The sequence below is a fragment of the Butyricicoccus sp. AM27-36 genome (assembly GCF_003480945.1).
GTDB classification, from domain to species: Bacteria; Bacillota; Clostridia; order Oscillospirales; family Butyricicoccaceae; genus Agathobaculum; species Agathobaculum butyriciproducens.
Genome location: NZ_QUJR01000010.1, coordinates 65,112 through 85,903 on the forward strand (window position 1 = coordinate 65,112; position 20,792 = coordinate 85,903).

The 20,792-nt window shown below is 56.8% G+C and carries 19 protein-coding genes and 3 tRNA genes; 21 read left to right on the forward strand and 1 reads right to left on the reverse strand.

Translation table 11 applies throughout. The features are described 5' to 3' along the window. Positions 1 to 23: 23 nt before the first annotated feature. The 21 genes from argS (at position 24) to DW724_RS12985 (ending at position 19,940) form a co-directional block, all read left to right on the forward strand. Positions 24 to 1,721: an arginine--tRNA ligase gene (argS, locus tag DW724_RS12885; protein WP_118761749.1), complete on the forward strand. Its 1,698-nt coding sequence runs from the start codon at positions 24 to 26 to the stop codon at positions 1,719 to 1,721. 292 nt (positions 1,722 to 2,013) lie between these two features. After that, complete coding sequence (locus DW724_RS12890) at positions 2,014 to 3,498, forward strand: S41 family peptidase (protein ID WP_158580343.1); 1,485 nt, start codon at positions 2,014 to 2,016, stop codon at positions 3,496 to 3,498. A gap of 54 nt (positions 3,499 to 3,552) precedes the next feature. Next, the gene (locus DW724_RS12895; protein ID WP_118361056.1) at positions 3,553 to 4,584 is read left to right on the forward strand and encodes a hypothetical protein; all 1,032 of its coding nucleotides are present in this window, start codon (positions 3,553 to 3,555) and stop codon (positions 4,582 to 4,584) included. 304 nt (positions 4,585 to 4,888) lie between these two features. Next, the gene (gene prmA, locus DW724_RS12900) at positions 4,889 to 5,851 is read left to right on the forward strand and encodes a 50S ribosomal protein L11 methyltransferase (RefSeq protein ID WP_118480925.1); all 963 of its coding nucleotides are present in this window, start codon (positions 4,889 to 4,891) and stop codon (positions 5,849 to 5,851) included. A 78-nt stretch (positions 5,852 to 5,929) separates the two neighbouring features. Further along, a complete protein-coding gene (locus DW724_RS12905; protein WP_118648203.1) occupies positions 5,930 to 6,655 on the forward strand; it encodes a 16S rRNA (uracil(1498)-N(3))-methyltransferase in 726 nt (241 codons plus the stop codon). Between the two features lie 25 nt (positions 6,656 to 6,680). Further along, entirely contained in the window at positions 6,681 to 7,463 is a 783-nt protein-coding gene (locus DW724_RS12910; protein ID WP_118761751.1) for a hypothetical protein, read from the forward strand. A gap of 92 nt (positions 7,464 to 7,555) precedes the next feature. Beyond that, positions 7,556 to 8,332, forward strand: coding sequence for a transglutaminase domain-containing protein (locus DW724_RS12915; RefSeq protein ID WP_118761752.1), 777 nt, complete (start codon positions 7,556 to 7,558; stop codon positions 8,330 to 8,332). A gap of 121 nt (positions 8,333 to 8,453) precedes the next feature. Beyond that, positions 8,454 to 8,530: transfer RNA gene (locus DW724_RS12920), tRNA-Met, on the forward strand. A gap of 9 nt (positions 8,531 to 8,539) precedes the next feature. Then, positions 8,540 to 8,614 (forward strand) — tRNA-Glu (locus tag DW724_RS12925). Between the two features lie 3 nt (positions 8,615 to 8,617). Then, positions 8,618 to 8,693 (forward strand) — tRNA-Val (locus tag DW724_RS12930). A gap of 1,114 nt (positions 8,694 to 9,807) precedes the next feature. Further along, complete coding sequence (gene yfmF, locus DW724_RS12935; protein WP_118761753.1) at positions 9,808 to 11,091, forward strand: EF-P 5-aminopentanol modification-associated protein YfmF; 1,284 nt, start codon at positions 9,808 to 9,810, stop codon at positions 11,089 to 11,091. After that, the gene (gene yfmH / locus DW724_RS12940; protein ID WP_118761754.1) at positions 11,088 to 12,350 is read left to right on the forward strand and encodes an EF-P 5-aminopentanol modification-associated protein YfmH; all 1,263 of its coding nucleotides are present in this window, start codon (positions 11,088 to 11,090) and stop codon (positions 12,348 to 12,350) included. The genes yfmF and yfmH overlap by 4 nt, the downstream gene beginning before the upstream one ends. A gap of 20 nt (positions 12,351 to 12,370) precedes the next feature. Continuing rightward, complete coding sequence (gene lgt / locus DW724_RS12945) at positions 12,371 to 13,204, forward strand: prolipoprotein diacylglyceryl transferase (RefSeq protein WP_118761755.1); 834 nt, start codon at positions 12,371 to 12,373, stop codon at positions 13,202 to 13,204. A gap of 27 nt (positions 13,205 to 13,231) precedes the next feature. Next, positions 13,232 to 14,086 (forward strand): bifunctional methylenetetrahydrofolate dehydrogenase/methenyltetrahydrofolate cyclohydrolase FolD, encoded by an 855-nt coding sequence (gene folD, locus DW724_RS12950; RefSeq protein WP_118761756.1) that lies wholly within the window; start codon positions 13,232 to 13,234, stop codon positions 14,084 to 14,086. Positions 14,087 to 14,530: 444 nt separating this feature from the next. Next, entirely contained in the window at positions 14,531 to 15,208 is a 678-nt protein-coding gene (gene rpiA, locus DW724_RS12955) for a ribose-5-phosphate isomerase RpiA (RefSeq protein ID WP_110436003.1), read from the forward strand. 28 nt (positions 15,209 to 15,236) lie between these two features. Continuing rightward, positions 15,237 to 16,133 (forward strand): hypothetical protein, encoded by an 897-nt coding sequence (locus DW724_RS12960; protein WP_118761757.1) that lies wholly within the window; start codon positions 15,237 to 15,239, stop codon positions 16,131 to 16,133. Between the two features lie 161 nt (positions 16,134 to 16,294). Further along, on the forward strand, positions 16,295 to 16,606 hold the full coding sequence (gene rplU, locus DW724_RS12965) for a 50S ribosomal protein L21 (RefSeq protein ID WP_117489775.1): 312 nt from the start codon (positions 16,295 to 16,297) through the stop codon (positions 16,604 to 16,606). A 4-nt stretch (positions 16,607 to 16,610) separates the two neighbouring features. Continuing rightward, on the forward strand, positions 16,611 to 16,946 hold the full coding sequence (locus tag DW724_RS12970) for a ribosomal-processing cysteine protease Prp (RefSeq protein WP_118761758.1): 336 nt from the start codon (positions 16,611 to 16,613) through the stop codon (positions 16,944 to 16,946). Then, a complete protein-coding gene (gene rpmA, locus DW724_RS12975) occupies positions 16,933 to 17,211 on the forward strand; it encodes a 50S ribosomal protein L27 (protein WP_110436006.1) in 279 nt (92 codons plus the stop codon). The genes DW724_RS12970 and rpmA overlap by 14 nt, the downstream gene beginning before the upstream one ends. Before the next feature lie 367 nt (positions 17,212 to 17,578). Beyond that, positions 17,579 to 18,853, forward strand: coding sequence for a GTPase ObgE (obgE, locus tag DW724_RS12980; RefSeq protein ID WP_118761759.1), 1,275 nt, complete (start codon positions 17,579 to 17,581; stop codon positions 18,851 to 18,853). A 181-nt stretch (positions 18,854 to 19,034) separates the two neighbouring features. Beyond that, complete coding sequence (locus DW724_RS12985; protein ID WP_118761760.1) at positions 19,035 to 19,940, forward strand: DMT family transporter; 906 nt, start codon at positions 19,035 to 19,037, stop codon at positions 19,938 to 19,940. Between the two features lie 180 nt (positions 19,941 to 20,120). Here DW724_RS12985 and DW724_RS12990 read toward each other — a convergent pair whose 3' ends face one another. Continuing rightward, positions 20,121 to 20,780: a DUF1847 domain-containing protein gene (locus tag DW724_RS12990; protein ID WP_118761761.1), complete on the reverse strand. Its 660-nt coding sequence runs from the start codon at positions 20,778 to 20,780 to the stop codon at positions 20,121 to 20,123. Positions 20,781 to 20,792 lie beyond the last annotated feature (12 nt).

Sequence of the window (20,792 nt, forward strand, 5' to 3'; positions counted from 1 at the left end):
ATTTTAGATATAGGAGTGTACACATGAACGCATATGAGATCGCACGCGCCGAAGCAACCCGCGTTGTAGAAGCGGCGTACCGCAAGGCTGTAGCCGCAGGCGAGCTGCCTGAGGGCACCATTCCTCCGGTTGCAGTAGAGACCCCGAAGGATTCCTCCAACGGCGACTGGGCATCCACCTTTGCCATGCAGTGTGCAAAGCCGCTGCACATGGCGCCGCGCAAGATCGCGGAGAGCATCGTGGCAAACCTCGACCTCGAGGGCAGCTGCTTTGACACCGTGACCATTGCAGGCCCGGGCTTTATGAATTTCACGCTGAATCAGGGCTGGTACGAGCAGGCTGTCCGCGGCGTATTCGCTATGGGCGAGAATTACGGCCGTACCGAGAGCAAAAAGCCGGAAAAGGTCATGGTAGAGTTCGTTTCCGCCAACCCGACCGGCCCGATGCACATGGGCAACGCGCGCGGCGGTGTTCTGGGCGACTGCCTGTCCTCGGTTCTGGACTGGTCCGGCAACGACGTTACCCGTGAGTTCTATATCAACGATGCAGGCAATCAGGTAGACAAGTTCGCGCACTCTGTTGAGGGCCGCTATATCCAGGAGATCAAGGGCGAGGACGCCATCGAGTTTGACGCTTCCTGGTATCAGGGCGACGACATTAAGGCGCTGGCGCATGATCTGGTAGAGCAGTACGGCGACAGCCTGCTCGAAAAGACCCCGGAGGAGCGCTTCGCCGTTATCGAGGGTTACGGTCTGCCGACCAACATTGCCCGCATGGAGCGCGACCTCAAGCGTTACAAGATCAACTACGACGTATGGTTCCGCGAGTCCACTCTGCACGAGAGCGGCTACGTCAAGGAGACCATCGACATGCTGACCGCCAAGGGCGCAACCTACGAGACCGAGGACGGCGCACTGTGGCTCCGTTCGACCGACTTCGGCTGCGACAAGGACGACGTTCTGCGCCGAGCAAACGGTTTTTATACCTACTTTGCGGCGGATATTGCCTACCATCGCAACAAGTTTGAAAAGCGCGGATTCGACCGTGTTATCAACATCTGGGGTGCTGACCATCACGGTCATGTAAAGCGTCTGCAGTGCGCTCTGGATGCACTCGGACTGGACGGCTCGCACCGTCTGGAGATCGTGCTCATGCAGCTTGTCCGCATGATGCAGGGCGGCGAGGTTGTCCGCATGTCCAAGCGTACCGGCAAGAGCCTGACGCTGACCGACCTGCTCGACGAGATTCCGGTAGATGCAGCGCGTTTCTTCTTCAATTCCCGCGCGGCGGAGACCCAGATGGAGTTCGACCTTGACCTTGCTATCAAGCAGGATTCCGACAACCCGCTGTACTATGTGCAGTACGCGCACGCGCGTATCTGCTCCGTGCTCAGGAACGCACAGGAGAGCGGCATTGCGCTGCCGGATACCGGCAAGACCGACCTGTCCGTGCTGACCGGCGCAGATGAGCGTCAGCTCATCAAGCAGGTTGCTCTGCTGCCCGAGGAGATCGTGCAGTCCGCTGTCAGCCGCGATCCGTCGCGCCTCAACAAATACGCCGTTGCACTGGCGCAGCAGTTCCATCATTTCTACAATGCCTGCCGCATCAAGGATGCCGAGCCGGCTGTCCGTGATGCGCGTCTGACCCTGTGCCTGGCAGCAAAGCAGACCATTGAGAACGTGCTGAAACTCATCGGCGTAGACGCACCGGAATCCATGTGACAACGTATAGGGGACTTCAAAAGTCCCCTATATACGAAGTATGGTTCCGGAGAAACCATACTTCGATACCCGAATGACGCGCTCCAAGAGCGCTGGGTCGGGGTAACAAAACCCACGCACATGTCGCGGGTTTTGTTGCGGCGCATGCGCCGCTGATTGCAAGCCGCCGTGTAACGGCGGCCGTCTGCGGACGGGACCAATGGCTCGGTTTTTCGGTAAAAAACCTGCCATGCGGTTACGTTTTGCAAGCAAAACGGATTTTTTTGCCGCGCTGAGCGCGGAGGAGACCCACATGAAAAAATTAGCGAAAAGAATAGCGGCACTGGCGATGACGGCGGCGATGATGACCGCCTCCGCCGGTGCGATCACGCAGGACGGACAGAGCGAAACGTGGTTTGACGGCGTTTGGGCGCTCATTGATGCTTTCGGCCTCAAGGCAGAGCATGATCCGTACGTTCTGCAGAACTATATCAATAAATATCTGGAAAAGCATCCGGATGAGATGTATGACGTGCTCAACGACATTCTCTCGCTGCTCGATACGCATTCCATGTATCTGTCGAGCGAGGAGTATTCGCAGGGATTTTCGACGCTTGAGGGCTTTGTTGGCATCGGCGTCGGCCTGCAGGAGACAGAAAACGGCGTACAGATCGCTGAGGTCATGCGCTATTCAGCGGCGGAGGAAGCCGGTCTGCAGATTGGCGATCTCATCGTGAAAATCAACGGTGAGGACGCAACCAAGCTGAAAAATGCCGATGTAGCATCTAAGCTGCGCGGCGAGGAAGGTACGTCGGTCAAGCTGACCGTGCGCCGCTACGGACGGGACATTACCGTTACCTGTGAGCGCCGTCAGGTCAACCGCGTGTATGTTTCCAACAAGACGATGGCGGACGGTGTGGAGTACATCAAGGTCAGCGCCATCGGCTCGCAGAACGACTGGTCGGCGTTTTTGGAGGTTTGGGACAGCCTGCCGTCCAAGAACACCCGTGCGGTCATTCTCGACCTGCGCGGCAACGGCGGCGGCCTGATCGACGCGGCGCTCAAAATGGCCAATGTTATGACACCGGTCAAGGATGCAGAGCTTGCCGGCGTGCGCTACCGCGATGATATGGGCGGTCTGGAGCAGACCTATTCGGCCGGCAATGCGCTGCCGCTTAACAAGATTGTCGTTCTGGTGGACGGCGGCACGGCTTCCGCGGCGGAGCTGCTGGCAGGCAGCCTGCAGGATACCGGCTCGGCGACGCTCATCGGCAGCAAGACCTACGGCAAGGGACAGGGGCAGTTCCACATTGATCTGGTAAACGGCGACAAGCTGGTCATCACCACGCTGGAGCTCGAGCTGCCCAAGCAGGGCTGCTGGGAAGGTGTCGGCCTGACGCCGGATATCCAGTTGGAAAACCGCAAGGTTACGGTCAATACCAAGGATCTCAAACCGCTCGATACGAGCACAACCCTCCGTTTTGGCGACCGCTCGGACGCGGTTTACGCCATGACCGAGCGCCTGTCGCTGCTGGGACTGCTCACCGAAGCAACCGGCAGGTATGACGGCGACGTAGCGGACGCAGTAGCGTCCTTCCGGGCGGCTTACGATCTGCCTGCGGCGCTGTATGCGTCTCCGGAGATGCTGAGCGCACTGGACGAAGCGGTTACTGCGCTGAACGGCCAGACCTATCTGGTGGACGATCAGTTGCAGAGCGCACTTGAAATGTGCAGGCTGGCGGCGGCAAAACCGCAGCAGTATACCGTTAAGAGTGACGGCAGCTGGACGAAAAAGTAAACTTTATCAACTGAAATATGAATATTTTTCATCTTCTTAGGAGGAAGAACAACCTTGGATATTCCTTTATGTCAATCCGAGCATAAACCGCAGCTTTTGCTGAACGATCCGGCGGCAATTCCGCTGTATCATACTGCGCCTGAGCGGTTTGCAGGCGCGCTTGCACCGAATGCCGAATTGTGTGATGCATGGTCTGAAGAACTGGCGCCGCTGCCGGTCGGCCTGGCGCTCGAGTGCCCGCCCGAACCCGATGCGGAGCACTGCGAACGCCCGATCACCATGCACTATATTGAGCAGTGCAAGGATGCCTTTCGTCCGCTGCTGCACGACGATGCGGCGTTCTATTATCTGCATGGCGCGCCGACGTTTCCGGCACTGCGTGCCGCTGTGCTGGCTCTGGGCGATCTGTGCGGCCGAACGGTAATTGCGGAGCTGCAGGTGGAGGACGATGAAGGCAATCTGCCGGACGGCACGGATGTGCGGGCGGCTATCGGTGTGCTGCAGCGCATTGGCGTTACGACTGTGCTGATCAGCGCACACGATCCCGAATCGCTGACGCAGGCGCTCGAAATCGCGGCGCCGTATGCGCGGCTGTCGCTCGGCGTGTGCATGCACGCGGACTGGCTGTCTCAAACCACACTGTACAACACCGAGGTCATTGTGCCCGACAGTACGGAAGCATTTGTCGCAGCGCTGCGCGGCAATCAGGTGGCGTGCAAAACGCTGCCGCGCGATCACGATGATTTTATCTGTGCGCCGGACGGCAAGCACGCGCATTTTATCGCTCCGACCATCGACATTTCGGATGAGATCGAGTGCGGTCCGCATCTGGATGAGGATCTCATCGAAGCCGAGGATGATTCGGGTGCGTTCAAGCTGCTGCTCGAAACCGAAGAGGATGTTGTCACACTGGAGGAATCCCGCTATATGATCTCGCGTCCGCTGTGCCTGTGCGCGGAATCTGCCGACCTGCTGGAGCAGGGTCTGCGGGTTTTTCCGGGACTTGCACTGTATGACGGCACATGGGAGCAGGAAGACGCGGTCATTTCGTACTTTGAGACGAAATACGGCATGATCCGCTTATAGGGGACTTCAAAAGTCCCCTATATACGAAAGACGGTTCCGGAGAAACCGCCTTTCGATACCCGAATGACGTGCCCCAGGGGCACTGGGGCGGGGAAACAAAACCCACGCACATGTCGCGGGTTTTGTTGCGGCGCAATGCGCCGCGGATTGAATGCTGCCGCAGAGCGGCAGTCGCCTGCGGGCGGGACCAAAGACTCGGTTTTCTGGACGAAAACCGGTCTTGTAGTTGCAATTATGCAAGCAAATTGTTATTGAATACCGCGCGGAGCGCGGTTATCTGGATAGGAAAGGCAGGGTGGAACCTATGGACTGGAGAGAAGTTACGATCTACACGACGACCGAGGGCATCGGTCCGGTCGAGGCACTGCTCGAGGACAACGGCGTAGAAGGCTATGTGCTCGAGGATGCGGCGGATTTTGAAGAATTTCTCAAGGACACCGAAATATACTGGGACTATGTAGACGAGGATCTCGTGCGCGAGAAGCGCGCGCAGGAAACCTGTCTCAAAATCTATCTGCCGGACAGCGACGAGGGTGCAAAGCAGTACGCGGATATCCGTGCCGCGCTGGAAAACCTCAAGGCGCGCGATGAGGAGCACGCATGGGGCCGACTGTGTACCGAAACCGCGCTGACCCGTCAGGAGGACTGGGAGTGGGGATGGAAGCAGTATTTCAAACCGTTCCCGGTGGGACGCGGCTTTATGATCAAACCCTCGTGGGAGACGGTTGAGGACCCGCAGGGCCGCCGTATTCTTGAAATCGACCCGGCGTCGTCCTTCGGCACTGGCAGCCACGACACGACCCAGCTGTGCATGATGGCGCTCGAGGATGCGGTAAAGCCGGGTGACAAGCTGCTCGATATGGGCACTGGCTCGGGGATTCTGGCCATTGCGGCGGCTATGCTCGGTGCGGATGTGCAGACTATCGTCGATATCGACGAGAACTGCCTGAAAACTGCACACGAAAATGCGGAAAAGAACCATGTTGAGATCGGCAGGGGTCTGTGCGGCGACGCGCTGCGCGACCCGAAGCTCGCCGAGGACATCGGCGGCGGCTACGACGTGATCGTGGCGAACATCGTGGCTGATGTCATCATCGGCATGTCGCCCATGTTTGCGGATAAGCTGGTCAAGGGCGGTACGCTGATCTGCTCCGGCATCCTCAACGAGCGTGCCGAGGAGGTGCGCGCGGCGCTGGAAAAGAGCGGATTTACGATTCTTTCGCACGAGAAGAGCGATGACTGGAGCGCTTTTGCTGCGAAAAAGTGATTTATTTCAGGATTCACGGAATGTTCACTTGCCAAACGGCTGTTTTTTTGCTAAAATAGGAAAGGTTATTTGATTATTATGCCTCGATTTTTTGTCGATCAGCAGCCGCAGGACGGCGTGCTGACCCTTACCGGAGAAAACGCGCATCATGCGGGACGTGTTCTGCGTCTGCGTGTCGGCGAAGGTGTTACCCTGTGTGACGGTGCCGGAATGGATTTTGACTGCACGGTGGAAGCCGTGGAGAAGGAAGCCGTGACCTGCCGGGTCGTAAGCTGCCACGCGGCGGATACCGAACCGAAGCAGTCTATCACGCTGTTTATGGCGCTGCCCAAGGGCGACAAAATGGAATTTATCGTGCAGAAGGCGGTAGAGCTCGGCGTCAGCCGTATCGTGCCGTATCTGTCCAAGAATTGCGTTTCCCGACCGGATAAGACCGAAAAGAAGGTGGAACGCTGGCGTAAGATTGCTGCCGAGGCAGCAAAGCAGTGCGGCAGAGGACGTCTGCCGGAGGTGGCAGCCGTTGTACCGGTCGCTCAGGCAATCGCGCAGGCGGCGGAAAGCGAAACGGCACTGTTTTTCTACGAAAACGAGAAGCGGACCGGTCTGCACGATGCGCTTGCAGGCGGTGTCAGGGACACGGTTTCGCTGATGGTCGGGCCGGAGGGCGGCTTCGATCCGGCTGAAGCAAAGGCAGCCGTGGACGCGGGACTGCAGAGCGTTTCGCTCGGCACACGCATCCTGCGGTGTGAGACTGCGCCGATTGCGGCGCTTGCGGCCGTGCTCTATGCCGGCGGCAACATGTGAGAAGAAATAAAGGGAGTGTTAAACATTGGCAAAAAACAATGTGGGTAAAAAGCCAATTTCTCAGGAAGAGTATACCACCAACAAAGTGCTCGCGGTATTCAGTGTGTGCCTGCTCGGCGTACTGGTACTGATGATCCTCGAGCGTCTGCTGGGCTACAGCAACACCTGGAAGACCGGCGTGCTGGTAACGCGGGTGCTGCTCGGCGTGGGCATTGTCGGCGCAGCAGCCGGCATTATCATGCTGGGACAGGAGCATGCAGGCAAGCGCAGCAGCGTGCGCCGCATCGTGTGCGGACGCAATATGCTGATTGCAAGCGTCGTTGCCATCGTATTCCTGACCGCGATCAACTACTACGGCACCATGCCGATCAAGGCGATGTATGTTGTTCTGCCGGTTCTGGCAGTGTATTATCTGGTGTATCATTCTTATGCGCCGGAATTTTTCCTGATTGCAGTAGATACCGGTGTGGGTGTTGCGGCGATGCTGGTGATTCACCGTGCACTGGTTTCGGCTAACCATACGTGGATGTCCACCGTGGCGGTAGCAGGTATCGCGGTGCTGGCGCTGATCCAGATCGGTGTTACGGCTTCTCTGCGCCGCAAGAAGGGCAAGTTCACCTTCCGCGGCAGCAAGATCGACACCCGGTTCAGCAAGAACGCGTACCTGATGCTCACCATTACGCCGATCGTGATGGTAGCGCTGACGGCGGTCGTTGTACTTGCGGCAAGTCATGTCATGATCGCACTGGGTGCGGCAGCGGCATATCTGTTCATCACTGCGGTATATTACACCGTGAAGCTGATGTGATAATTGCATTTTTGTCGAAGCGCGGCGCGTTTTGACGGTTAGACAGCGGGCGGCGCAGCCGCCCGCTTTGTCATACCCGAAGGAGGGGACGTATGAGACGATTTTTCGGCTTTCTGCTGACCATGACTCTGCTTGGCGGCGGTGCATTCTGGCTGCCGTATCTGCAGGCGAAGCCGGTGGATAATGTCTATCAGGCGGCAGATCTGCTCCGGCAGGACGCGGAGAACGGCGGAAACGGCGTTGCCTTCCGCGAGGACAACGTGGACGCGGACGAGGTGTACCGGGCACTGGAGGCGCAGTATCCCTATGCATTCGCGCTGCACGCGGTAACACGGCCGAACAAGACCATTGAGCTGAACACTGAGGTTTCTCGGCAGGCGCGGCAGGAGCAGGCGTGGGAGTACGCCAGGGTTCTGGCGGCAGGCTCGGTATCGCAGACCATGACCGCAGAGGAGAAGCTGCGTGCGCTGCACGATACCCTCATCCGTCAGTGTGAGTACGATGTGGATACGGCAGAGGAGGACGTTCCGGACGGCTCGGCACCCGCTTTCGCGGCAGACGGCGCGCTGCTCGATCATAAGGCTGTGTGCGCCGGTTACGGCCGCGCGTATGAGATGCTGTGCAAGGCGGCAGGCATTCAGGTCATCTATGTCGCATCTGAGGAAATGAACCACGGCTGGAATGCTGTGCGGCTGGGCGGCACAACATATTACATCGACTGCACGTTTGACGACCCGATTCCGGACAGAGGCGAATATGTATCCGATCAGTATTTTATGCTCACCGGAGAAGAACTGGCGCAGACGCATACCTGGAATGAGGCGTTCTACGAGCAGCTTCTGGACAGTCTGGAACAGGGCGGGAAATAGCGGAAAAATCGGTTTCAAAACTTTTTCAAAAAAATTTGAAAAAAGGTGTTGACATTTACTCGATTATGGACTATACTAAACAAGTCGTCAGCGAGCGGGCGATAACAACGGAAAAGGATATGGCGGTATAGCTTAGTTGGCTAGAGCGTCCGGTTCATACCCGGAAGGTCATTGGTTCAAGTCCAATTACCGCTACCATTTTCCCTTGGCCCGTTGGTCAAGCGGTCAAGACACCGCCCTTTCACGGCGGTAACGGGGGTTCGATTCCCCCACGGGTCACCACTTGGAAGTTTAGCTCAGCTGGGAGAGCATCTGCCTTACAAGCAGAGGGTCAGCGGTTCGAGCCCGTTAACTTCCACCACGAAAACCACTCACGAAAGTGAGTGGTTTTTCTTTTTGTTTTTTAGGAGCACCGACTTTCCGGGGCGCGCGAGTTGCGTCGGCAATATGCCCTTTCCGGGCGGCAGTTTTTTTCAGCAACGGCTGAGCGGGGTACTCGAACTGCGTAAGCGTGTTCGTCCCTTTCCAGGCGGGAGGTTTTTCGCTGAGATTCAGCGAGGAGTTGCGCTCTGCGGAGCGCGGAGATTCGCCGCGCCCCGCGGCGGGGCAAGAGGGTAGACACCAAGGTTTCTACCCTCTTAACTCCCACTTCCTTTTGGGAGAGTCTGGCGCAGATTGCCGACATGTGACCGCTTCGAAAAGGGGAACGGCAGTCGGGTTACTCTTGCGTTTGTTTCGCAAAATATTCGCAGTTCACAGACAGCGTACTGCTACACATACGGTTTACTCTACGCAAGCGCGACATACCCGTGTCGCGCAAATCCTTGGCACGTTGTAACGCACGGCATCTGCGAATTTAGATGTCTGGTATAATTTATTCTCGTAGGTGCCGTGCGGTATAACGTGTTAAAGAGTCGCGCAACACGGGTATGTCGCGCCTGCGGAAATTTAACCGCCTGTGTAGCAGTAATGTATCTGACCCTGCGAACAGATTGCGAAAAACACGGAAGTAAAAATCCTCTGCCGTTCTCCGTTTCGGAGCGGTCACATGTCGGCAATCTGCGCCAGACTAACAAACAAGGGAAAGGCAGGAGTTCAAAGAGGAAGGGAAACCGTAGGTGTCCCTTCCTTTTTGCCCACCGCCGTGGGCACGGCGCTGTCCCAGCCGCGGGCGCGGCACGTTCCCGCCGTCCGCAGACGGCGAATCCCCCGCTGAGGTTCAGCGGAAAACTCTCAGTCCGGAAAGGGACGAACACGCTTGCGCAGTTCGAGTACCCCGCTCAGCCGGTGCTGAGAAATGCCGCCCGGATAGGGCGAACCGCCTGCGCGGTTCGTGCATCCTAGCGGGTCGGTGCCGGAATAGCCTGCGTTGCGGTTAAACCACCGCAACTTCACATAAACTACGTTTGCGTTACTCCCGCATATACGGTATAATATAACCCGTTAGACAAACTTTTCCGGAATCGAGGGAAATTATGCAACAAGTGACCCGAAAAACGCTGGGTGCGGGAATCAATCTCACCTGCGTGACCACACCGAAGTTTAAGCGGGCAGTGCTGCGCACGATGCTGGTGCTGCCGCTCGGCGGCGAGGATGCCGCGCTGCGCGCGTGTCTGCCGCAGGTTTTGCGCCGCGGCACGGCCAGGCTGAACGACATGCAGGCGTTCGGCACCGCGCTTGACGAGTTGTACGGTGCGCGTATCGAAGCCGCAGTACGCAAGGAGGGCGAGAACCTGTGCATTGGCTTTCTGTCCGACTGTATTGATGAGGCTTATGCACCGGGAGCCGACGGTCTGACCGCCGGTGTGATCGGTCTGCTGTGTGATCTGCTGTATGACCCGTATCTGCAGGACGGCCTGTTCTGTACCGCCTATGCAGAGGGGGAACGCGGCAATCTGATCGACCGCATTGCCGCGCTCAAAAACGATCCGCGTTCGTGGGCGCCGCGCCGGCTGAACGAGATCATGTGCGAAAACGAGGACTACGGCAAGTCCGCGCTCGGTACGATCGAGCAGGCGGAGCGCATTACGCCGGAAACGTTGTACGCGGCCTATCGCCGTGCGCTGAGTGAGGCGCAGGTGGAGCTGTTCTACTGCGGTACGATGATGCCGGATGAGGTGGAAGCGCACTTCATGGCAACGCCGCTGGCCCAGCCACGCGAGGGCACGCTGTATCAGCCGCACACGGTCGTGCAGGCGCGGCCTGTCGGTGATGTTCGTGAGGTCGTTGAGGATGCCGAGGTAACCCAGGGCAAGCTGTCGCTCGGCTTCCGTACCGGCGGTGCATCACTGACCGGCGGAGAACCGGCGGCGTACTGGATGTTCCAGACCATCTACGGCGGCTCGACAAGCGCGAAGCTGTTTCTCAACGTACGCGAGAAAAAGTCGCTGTGCTACTACGCAAGTGCGCAGTTTGTCGCCTCCAAGGGACTGATGATCGTGGGCTCCGGCATCGAGAACAGAAATTTCGAGGTCGCACGTGATGAAATCCTGCACCAGCTGGATTTGTGCCGCAAGGGCGAAATTACGGACGCAGAACTCGAAAGCGCACGCAAAACGCTGGTCAACGGCTGGCGCACCATGCTCGACGACCCGCTTACACTCGAGCGCTACTGGATGGGACAGGCGGCTGCAGGCACGCTCGTATCGCCCGAGGTGCGTATCGAGCAGGTGGCCGACATCACGCGCGAGCAGGTCATTGCCGCGGCACAGAGCACAGCGCTTGACACGGTATTCTTTATGAAGGGAGCGGCAAAATGACAAAGAATTATTCCGCTCTGCACGAGAGTATGCAGACCCGCACGCTGGCAAATGGTCTGCGCATCTGCTATCTGCCCAAGAAGGGTTTCAGCAAGACCTTCGCCATCTTGGCGACCGATTTCGGTTCGGTGGACGCATCGTTCACCTTTGAGGGCAAGCGGTATGACACACCGGCGGGCGTTGCGCACTTCCTTGAGCATAAGATGTTCGAGGATGAGGACGGCAATGCACTGCAGAAATTCGCCCGTACCGGTGCAAGTCCGAACGCCTTCACAAGCCACACCATGACGGCCTATCACTTTTCCTGCACCGACCGGTTTGAGGAGAATCTGAAGATTCTGCTTAAATTCGTGTTCACGCCGTACTTCACGGATGAAAACGTGGAGAAGGAACGCGGCATTATCAATCAGGAGATCCGTATGGTAGAGGACACACCCAATTGGGAGGTGTTCGTCGGCGCGTATGAGGGCCTGTACCGCAATCATCCGGTGCGTGTGTCCATTCCGGGCAGCGAGGAGAGCATTTCGCATATTACACCGGAGCTGCTGTACACCTGTCACCGTGCGTTTTACAGTCCGAAGAACATGGCGCTCGTGGTGTGCGGCACAGCGGACTTTGAGCAGGTATGCCGCATGGCAGAGGAGATTTCACCGCAGGACGCACCGGAGATCGGTCAGCGTCATTACGGCGAGCGCCGCGCGGAAGTCCATCAGCCGGTTGTGACGCGCAAAATGCAGGTGTCGCTGCCGCAGTGTATGGTCGGCTTTAAGGATGAGCCGGTTCCGGCCGGAGAAAGCCGTCTGCGCCGCAGTCTGATCGGTGATCTGGCGGTGCGTATTCTGTGCGGCGATACCTCTCCGCTGTATGCAAAGCTGTACGAAAAGCGGCTGCTCGGACGCGATTTTGATGTGGATTACTCGCTTATTCCGGATGGCGCATGCGCGATCCTCGGCGGCGAGAGCCGAGATCCTGCGGCCGTGCGCGAAGCACTCGAGCGGGAGACTGCACGGCTGGCGCAGGAGGGCATCGAGCCGAGGCTGTTCCGCCGCATGAAGAACGCGCTGTACGGCATGCGTTTGCGTATGCTGGATGTGCCCGATCTGTATGCACGGCAGGAGATCGCTTCTGTTTTTGCGGGCGAGCATTATCTGGATTTTGCCGGGCTGTTTGACACCATTCATGCGGAGGATGTGCAGGAAATGTTCCGCCGCTGGGCACAGCCGAACCGCTCGACCATGTCGGTGGTAGAGCCGAAGTAACGATAGAAAGAAGAAAGATCATGGAACACGCAATTTCATTTCCGGCGCTCGGCCTGAACCTTGACATCAACCGTGTCGCCGTCAATCTGTTCGGCAAGGATATTTACTGGTATGGCATTATTATCTGCCTGGGCTTTGTGCTGGCGGCGCTGTATGTCAATCGGCGGACGAAGGAGTTCGGCGTTACGTCGGACAATCTGATGGACTGCCTGATCATCTGTGTGCCGGTCGGCATCATCTGCGCCCGTATTTACTATGTGGCATTTGAATGGGGCTATTACAGCCAGCATCCGAATGAGATCATCGCCATCTGGAAGGGCGGCATCGCAATTTACGGTGCGGTCATCGGTGTTGTGATTGCACTGGCGGTGTACAGCAGAATGAAGAAACTGTCGTTTGCCAGCCTGTGCGATCTGGCGGCGTTCGGTCTGCTGATTGGTCAGTGCATCGGAAGATGGGGCAACTTTGTCAACGGTGAGGCACATGGCGGTGCAACCTCTCTGCCGTGGGGCATGAGCATTGACGGCGCCTCTCCGGTGCATCCGACCTTCCTGTATGAGTCGCTGTGGAATCTGGTGGGCTTTATTGCACTGCATTTCTACTCGAAGAAGCGCAAGTTTAAGGGCGAAATGGCGCTGCTGTATGTAGCGTGGTACGGTCTGGGCCGTGCGTGGATTGAGGGCCTGCGGACGGACAGCCTGTATCTCGGCCCGGTGCGCGTATCGCAGCTGCTGGCCGGTATAAGCTGCATTGCGGCGATTGCTGTGCTGGTACGGCAGTATAACCGCATCAAGGTCGAGAAGGCATTCTACGCGCCGGAGCAGGACAAGGCGGACGAGAAAAAAGGCGAATAACATTTCACGATAAAGGAGAACGACAATATGAGTGCAGTAAGAATGGACGGCAAGGCACTGTCCGCGAAGGTGCGCGGCAGTATTCTGGCAGAGACCGAAGAACTGAAAAAGCAGGGTGTAACGCCGGGTCTGGCGGTTATTATCGTCGGCAACGATCCGGCGAGCGAGATTTACGTCCGCAATAAGGAGCGCGCGTGTGAGCAGTGCGGTTTTTACAGCGAGAAGTATGCGCTGCCCGAGGAGACCACACAGGAGGAGCTGCTTGGTCTGATCGCGCAGCTCAACGAGAGCCCGGCAATTTCGGGCATCCTGTGCCAGATGCCGGTGCCGAAGCATATTTCCGAGCAGGCGGTCATCGACGCCATTGACCCGAAGAAGGACGTGGACGCGTTCCATCCGGTCAATGTCGGCAAGATCATGGTTGGCAATTTTGATTTCGTGCCGTGCACGCCCGCGGGTGTCATGGAGCTGCTCGACGAGTACAAGATCGACCCGAAGGGCAAGGAGTGCGTCGTAGTCGGCCGCTCGAATATCGTTGGCAAGCCGATGAGCATGCTGCTGCTGCACCGTCATGGTACGGTTACCATCTGCCACAGCCGCACGCAGGATCTTGCAGAGGTGTGCCGCCGTGCGGATATTCTGGTAGCCGCTGTCGGCAAGGCAGGCTTTATTACGTCGGATATGGTCAAGGAGGGCGCAGTGGTGATTGACGTTGGCATCAACCGCAACGCCGAGGGCAAGGTCTGCGGCGATGTGGCGCCGGAGGTTATGGAAAAGGCCTCTTACATGACGCCGGTTCCGGGCGGTGCCGGTCCGATGACCATCACCATGCTGATGAAGAATACGCTCAAGGCGGCAAAGCTGCAGAACGGCATCCGGTAAATAAAAAACGTCCGTATCCGGGTTGACAATCCGGGTGCGGGCGGGTATACTAAAGATAACGAAAGGTGCTGCCGGTAGACGGTCAGCCCCTAAAGAAAACGGAAGAAATAACCGCAATCATTGGGAGTGAGAGGCGGTTATTTCTTCTTTGGTCCTAAAATACGCTCAATAAGTACAAGTATCACTACAAGAATTACGAGATATTCCATAAAACCACCCCCTTTACAGGGGCAAGACTTAACCGCCTACCGCAGGCGCGGCAGCACCTTTCTTAACGACAAGTATAACAGAAATCGACTGCTTTTGCAATCCCACCAAATTTCGGCGGGATTGTTTTTATTTTGTAAATTAGAAAAGATTGACCTTTGTCCGGATTCATTCTATAATAAAGCTAATGAGTTAACCGCAACATACGGTTTATCACGTCAGGGGAGGACGAATATAATGGATATGAAGAAGCTTGCCGGCGATAAGGCGGCAGAGTATGTAAAGGACGGCATGGTTGTTGGTCTGGGCACTGGTTCCACTGCGTACCACATGGTAAATGCAGTAGGCGAGATGGTAAAGAACGGCCTGAAGATTCAGGCGATCCCGACCTCCAAGGCTACCGAGGCGCAGGCGCGTGAGCTGGGTATCCCGCTGCTGACCATCGACGAGCTGGATCATGTTGATCTGGCAATCGACGGCGTAGATGAGATCGACCCGCAGTTCAACGCCATCAAGGGCGGCGGCGGCGCGCTGTACCGCGAGAAGGTCGTTGCATCCATGGCGAAGGAAGTTATCTGGATCATGGACGAGTCCAAGTTGGTAGACAAGATCGGCGCTTTCCATCTGCCGGTTGAGATCGCACAGTACGGCTCCAAGCAGGCGATGGAGCGCATGGCAGCTTACGGCTGGAATCCGGTTCTGCGTGTACGCGACGGCAAGACCTTCGTTACCGATAACGGCAACTTCATCGCGGATCTGCACCTCGGCGCAGGCTTTGACATTCAGGACGTTTACTCCAAGCTGACCGGCATGCTCGGCGTGCTGGAGCATGGTCTGTTCCTCAACATGTGCAAGCGCATGATCGTCGGCCACTCCAACGGTGAGGTTCAGGTCATCGAAAATCCGTCCAAGTAAGCGCAGCTGAAAGGCAGGAGAATTAATGATGGATCAGAACGATCAGAACGACCGCTTCGACAGATTCGACCGCTTTGAGCCGGACTTCAGCCGGTTCGAAAGTGCCTCGGACCACAGTGAGCGCTCGAGCAGCCTCGACCGCAGTGAGCGTCCCGCACGCACAGGCAGACGTCAGCCGGCACGTCCGGTGCGTTCCGGCATGCGTATGGGCAAAGGCAAGCCGATGCGCAGAGCATCGGTCAAGCTGAATTACCGCATGGTGCTCTGCATTGCCGTGCTGGTACTGCTTTTGCTGACGATCATCTTCGGCGGACTGTTCAAGTCCCGCGGCAGTAAAATTGCGGACCTGAACTCGCAGATCGAAACACTGAATAAGGATAAGGACAATCTGTCCGCACAGATTGGTGCGCTGACGCAGGAGAATCAGACCCTGCAGAGCAGCATCACCGCAACGCTTCCTGCGGCTAAGACCGCAGAGACCAACAGCATCGTGGACCTGATCCCGATGCTGAACGACGGCGTTTATGTAGTACAGAGCACCGGCTCGCAGCTTCGCTACATCAGCGTTCCGAAGGGCTATCTGCAGGACAAGCTGGGCGAGTACCGCGATGACGCTTCCGGCTATGCTGCCTCCACCGGCGATGCACCGATCTGCCAGTACTATGTGCTGTTCACCGACCGCGTGATCGGTCTTGCAGAGGGCGACACCGGCTTTGTCAGCACCGACCGCAGCGCAACCGGCTCGACGAGCACGATTCCGTCCGGCTTCTATGACTTTGTTGCTTCGTTCTTCAATAACAGCAGCAATACCACGGCTTCCGGCAGAAGCTCGGATAACAGCTCTGACAGTTCGGGCGACAGCAGTGCGTCCGACAATTCGTCTGACAGCAGCGCTTCCTCCGCATCTGCGGATGCAAACGCATAATCTGCGGAAAAATTAAAAAAATCAGAGGCATGGACTTGACAGTTCGTGCCTCTTGTGATATGCTATTAAAAGCCGCATTGTGCATAGGCTTTTGTAAGTGTGTATCAAACGATGCACCGCCGTGCCAAGCGTGACTCTACAACGAAAGAGAGGGAAAACACATGTATGCCATTCTGAAAACTGGCGGCAAGCAGTACAAGGTATCCGAGGGCGACGTAATCTACGTTGAGAAGCTCGGCGTAGAGGACGGTGCTACCGTATCCTTTGACGAGGTTCTGGTAGTAGGCGAGGGTGATTCCATCACCGTAGGCGCTCCGTACGTTTCCGGCGCGGTTGTAACCGGCACGGTTGAGAAGACCGGCAAGGGCAAGAAGATCAACATCTTCAAGATGAAGCCGAAGAAGGGTTATCGCCGTCGTCAGGGTCATCGTCAGCCGTACACCAAGGTGACCATCGCGTCCATCAAGGCGTAAGACCGTGACCAAAGTCACTTTTTCGCTGCAGGAGGATAAAATCCTCGCGGTGGATATTCTCGGCCACGCAGGCTATGCGGAGGAAGGGGAAGACATCGTTTGCGCAGCGATCTCCAGTGCGGTTATGCTGACGCATGCGTTGCTGTATGATGTACAGCATATTCCGGTCGATACTCTCATCGAGGATGACGGAGCGCATATCCGCTTTACGCTGCCGAAAGGCAATGTAGAACGCGGACAGGATGCACTTTGTGCTCTGAAGCTGCATTTTTCCGAACTGGAACAAAACTATTCTGATTTCTTGAACGTAATGGAGGTGCAAGCAGATGCTGAAGATTAGCTTACAGTTTTTCGCTCATAAAAAGGGCGTTGGTTCGACCAAGAACGGTCGTGATTCCGAGTCCAAGCGACTGGGTGTAAAGCGTGCAGACGGTCAGACCGTACCGGCAGGCAACATCCTGGTTCGCCAGCGCGGCACCAAGATCCACCCGGGTGTGAATGTTGGCCGCGGTAAGGACGACACCCTGTTCGCAAAGGTTGAGGGCGTTGTTCGCTTCGAGCGTCTGGGTAAGGACCGCAAGCAGGTTTCCGTTTACCCGCAGTAATTATAGCGTTGCGTATAGGGGGCTTCAAAAGCCCCCTATATTCAAATTCCGGTTCCTTGCGAAACCGAAATTTGATACCCCAACGGCGCCGCACAATGCGGCTGGGTCGGGGTAACAAAACATCCGGCAAAGCTGGACGTTTTGTTGCGGCACGGAGTGCCGCGATTGGATGATTGCGCCGGAGGCGCAATTCGCCTGCGGGCGGGCCGATGACTCGGATTTCTGAATGAAATCCTGTCATGTGGTTGCAGTTTGCAAGCAAACTGGTATTTTATTGTCCCAGACGTTGTCTGGGATTTTATTGGTTATAGAGGGGAAAATAGTGCCGAAGACACTGTTTTCATCATGTGTAGAAAGGAGGACTACCATGTTTATTGATATTGCAAAAATCAAGATTGTATCCGGCAAGGGCGGTGACGGCAAGGTTGGTTTTCACCGCGAAAAGTATGTGGCGGCCGGCGGTCCGGACGGCGGCGACGGCGGCCGCGGCGGCTCGGTCATCTTCAAGGTGGACGACAATCTGTCCACGCTGCTCGATTTCCGTTACAAGAAAAAGTATGTTGCGGCTCCCGGTGAGCCGGGCGGCGGCAAGCGCTGCAAGGGCAAGGACGGTGCGGACCTGATCATTCGCGTACCGCGCGGCACGATCATCCGCGACCAGAAAACCGGTCAGGTAATGAAGGATATGTCCGACAGCGAGTCGTTTGTAGCAGCCAAGGGCGGCAACGGCGGCTGGGGCAACACGCATTTTGCAACGCCGACGCGTCAGGCGCCGCGTTTTGCCAAGCCGGGTCTGCCGGGTGTCGAGCGCGACATTATCCTCGAGCTCAAGCTGCTGGCCGATGTTGGTCTGGTCGGCTTCCCGAATGTCGGCAAGTCCACGCTGCTGAGCATGGTTTCTGCGGCGCGTCCGAAGATTGCAAACTACCACTTCACGACTCTGGTGCCGAACCTCGGCGTGGTTTCGGTCGGTGAGGAGCAGAACTTCGTCATGGCCGACATTCCGGGCATTATCGAGGGCGCAAGCGAGGGTGCAGGTCTGGGCCACGACTTCCTGCGGCACATTGACCGCTGTCGTCTGCTGCTGCATCTGGTTGACGCGGCAGGCAGCGAGGGCCGCGACCCGATCGACGACATTGAGAAGATCAACGCAGAGCTTGCCGGCTACAGCGAATTTCTGGCAGCGCGTCCGCAGATCATTGTTGCCAACAAGACCGACCTGCTGGGCGATAACCGTGAGCCGGTCGAGAAGATCCGCAAGTACGCAGAGGAGCGCGGCTTCCTGTTTGCGGAGCTGTCCGCGGCGACCAATCAGGGCGTCAAGGAGCTGATGAACCTGACGTGGCATGAGCTGCAGCAGCTGCCGCCGGTATTCATCTACGAGCCGGAGTTCGTCGAGGTCGAGGAGAAGGCCGCAACCGAGAACGACTGGACCATCGAGCGCGACGGCGACGCATACGTTGTCACCGGTGCATGGGTGGACAAGATTATGGGCTCGGTCAACATCGACGACTATGAATCCCGCCAGTATATGGATCGTATGCTCCAGTCTGCAGGCATTTACGCCAAGCTGGAGGAAATGGGCATCGAGGAGGGCGCTCCGGTCGTGATCGGAGAGTTCGAGTTCGAGTACGTTTACTAAACTGGGTGAAAGAGGACCTTTGGGTCCTCTTTTTTTCATATCGTGCGGTTGATTCAGAGTGAAGAGAACGTGCGGGAGTAGCATAATGCAATATCACTAAAAATTCATATCATCCTATGTTCAATCTGCCAAAGTAGTGCTATAATAAAAGCATAATGCACAAAAGGGGAGTTGACAAACTGTGCAACAACAAAAGAACGATAAAACAACCTGCCTGTTGCTTGCGCTGACCACGATTTTATGGGGCAGCCTGTACACGGCAAGCAAGGTACTGCTCGATGTGATTCAGCCGTTCACGCTGCTGTGCCTGCGCTACATCATCGCGGCCATCGCCATGACCATCCTGCAGCGCCTGCGTAAACCCGACCCGAACGGCAAGCCGCGCAGGATCAAGGGCGGCGACTGGAAATACGTTATCATGTTCGGTCTGGGCGGCTATGTGCTGTCCATCGGTCTGCAGCAGTACGGCACCAAGCTGGCGGGAGCATCGCTGGCATCGCTCATCAACTGCATGAACCCGATCGCCATCTGCTTCTTTGCGGTGCTGCTGCTGCATGAGCGCATGACGATGAAGAAGGTCGTCTGCATTGTCAGCGCGGTTGCCGGTGCGGTCTGCATCGTCGGCGGAGACGCCGGCGGCGGTCATATCCTCGGCATAGCGCTTTCACTCGGTTCGGTGCTGACGTGGAGTGCGTTGAGCGTGTTCATGCGCTCATTCTCGCAGAAGTATGATGCGCTGACCGTCACGACTTACGGTATTTACGTTGCCGCTATCGGCACGCTGCCGCTGATGCTCCGCGAGATCATCACCCACCCGGAGATGGACTTCCTGCACGCGAAGTACATCCTTGTGCTGCTTTATGTGGCGATTTTCTGCACGACCATTCCGCATTCGCTGTGGAATTACTGTCTCTCCCGTGCAGAGGCGAGCACCTGTTCTCTGTTTTACCCGATTCAGCCGCTCACCTCGATGGTGCTCGGTGTCCTTCTGCTGAACGAGCACATGACGGTCGGCTTTATTGCCGGTGCGGTGCTTATCGTGTTCGGTGTGCTGTATTCAACGCTCGGCAAAGAGAAAAACAGATGAGACGCCTCGGCTATGCCCGATGTTACGGTTAAGCTGAAAAATCCTCCTGTCTTCAGAAAGAAGGCAGGAGGATTTTTGCAATCATTCAAAACGGCGAAAGAGAGATGATGATGAAGCTCAAAGGGTAAAAACGCAGGGATGCAGTTCGGACGGTGTCGGATTGCAGCCGGTTTGCTGAATTTACAATCCCAAATCCTTAAACCGCGAATACATGGACTGTGCGCCGTACAGTGCCGCCACCGGATTGTGCTGCAGTACCCGGTCCTTGACGATCATAACCGTTGTCGGAACCTTACTGTGGCGCAGAAACAGGGTATCATGTCCGACACACAGACCGATCACGATGTTAAAATCGCAGCCATGTGCGGCAAGCGTCTTGGCCTGCATGATCGGGTTGCACATGGACTCGTGTCCGCAGCCGCCGTTGAGCTTTTTCTCGTTCGGCACGCCAATCTCGGTCTTGTCTTGTGCACCGACCTTGCAGCCGACCGTGAAATATTCGATGCCCTTTGCCTTGAGAATACGGGCGAAGATAGAGGCCTCCCGCATCAGACCAACGCAGGACGCGATGCCGATCTTTTTGTAGCCCATGCGCTTGATGAACTCGATGGTTTCCTCAACACGGGTCAGGCGGCCGTAAAACTCGCCTTCAATGCACGCGGAGGTGCGTGCAATCAGACCCTGTTCCGGGTCGTTGCGGTAGATTTCAAGTGTTTCCTCGAGCAGTGCCTTATCTACGTTCGTCGTCAGGCAGAACGGCGGGTACTGCTCCTCGCTGGCCGAACGGCAGCCGAGTCTGCTGCAGTCCGAGCAGCTGTGTGTGCATTTCAGTTCCGACATAATCCTTTCCTC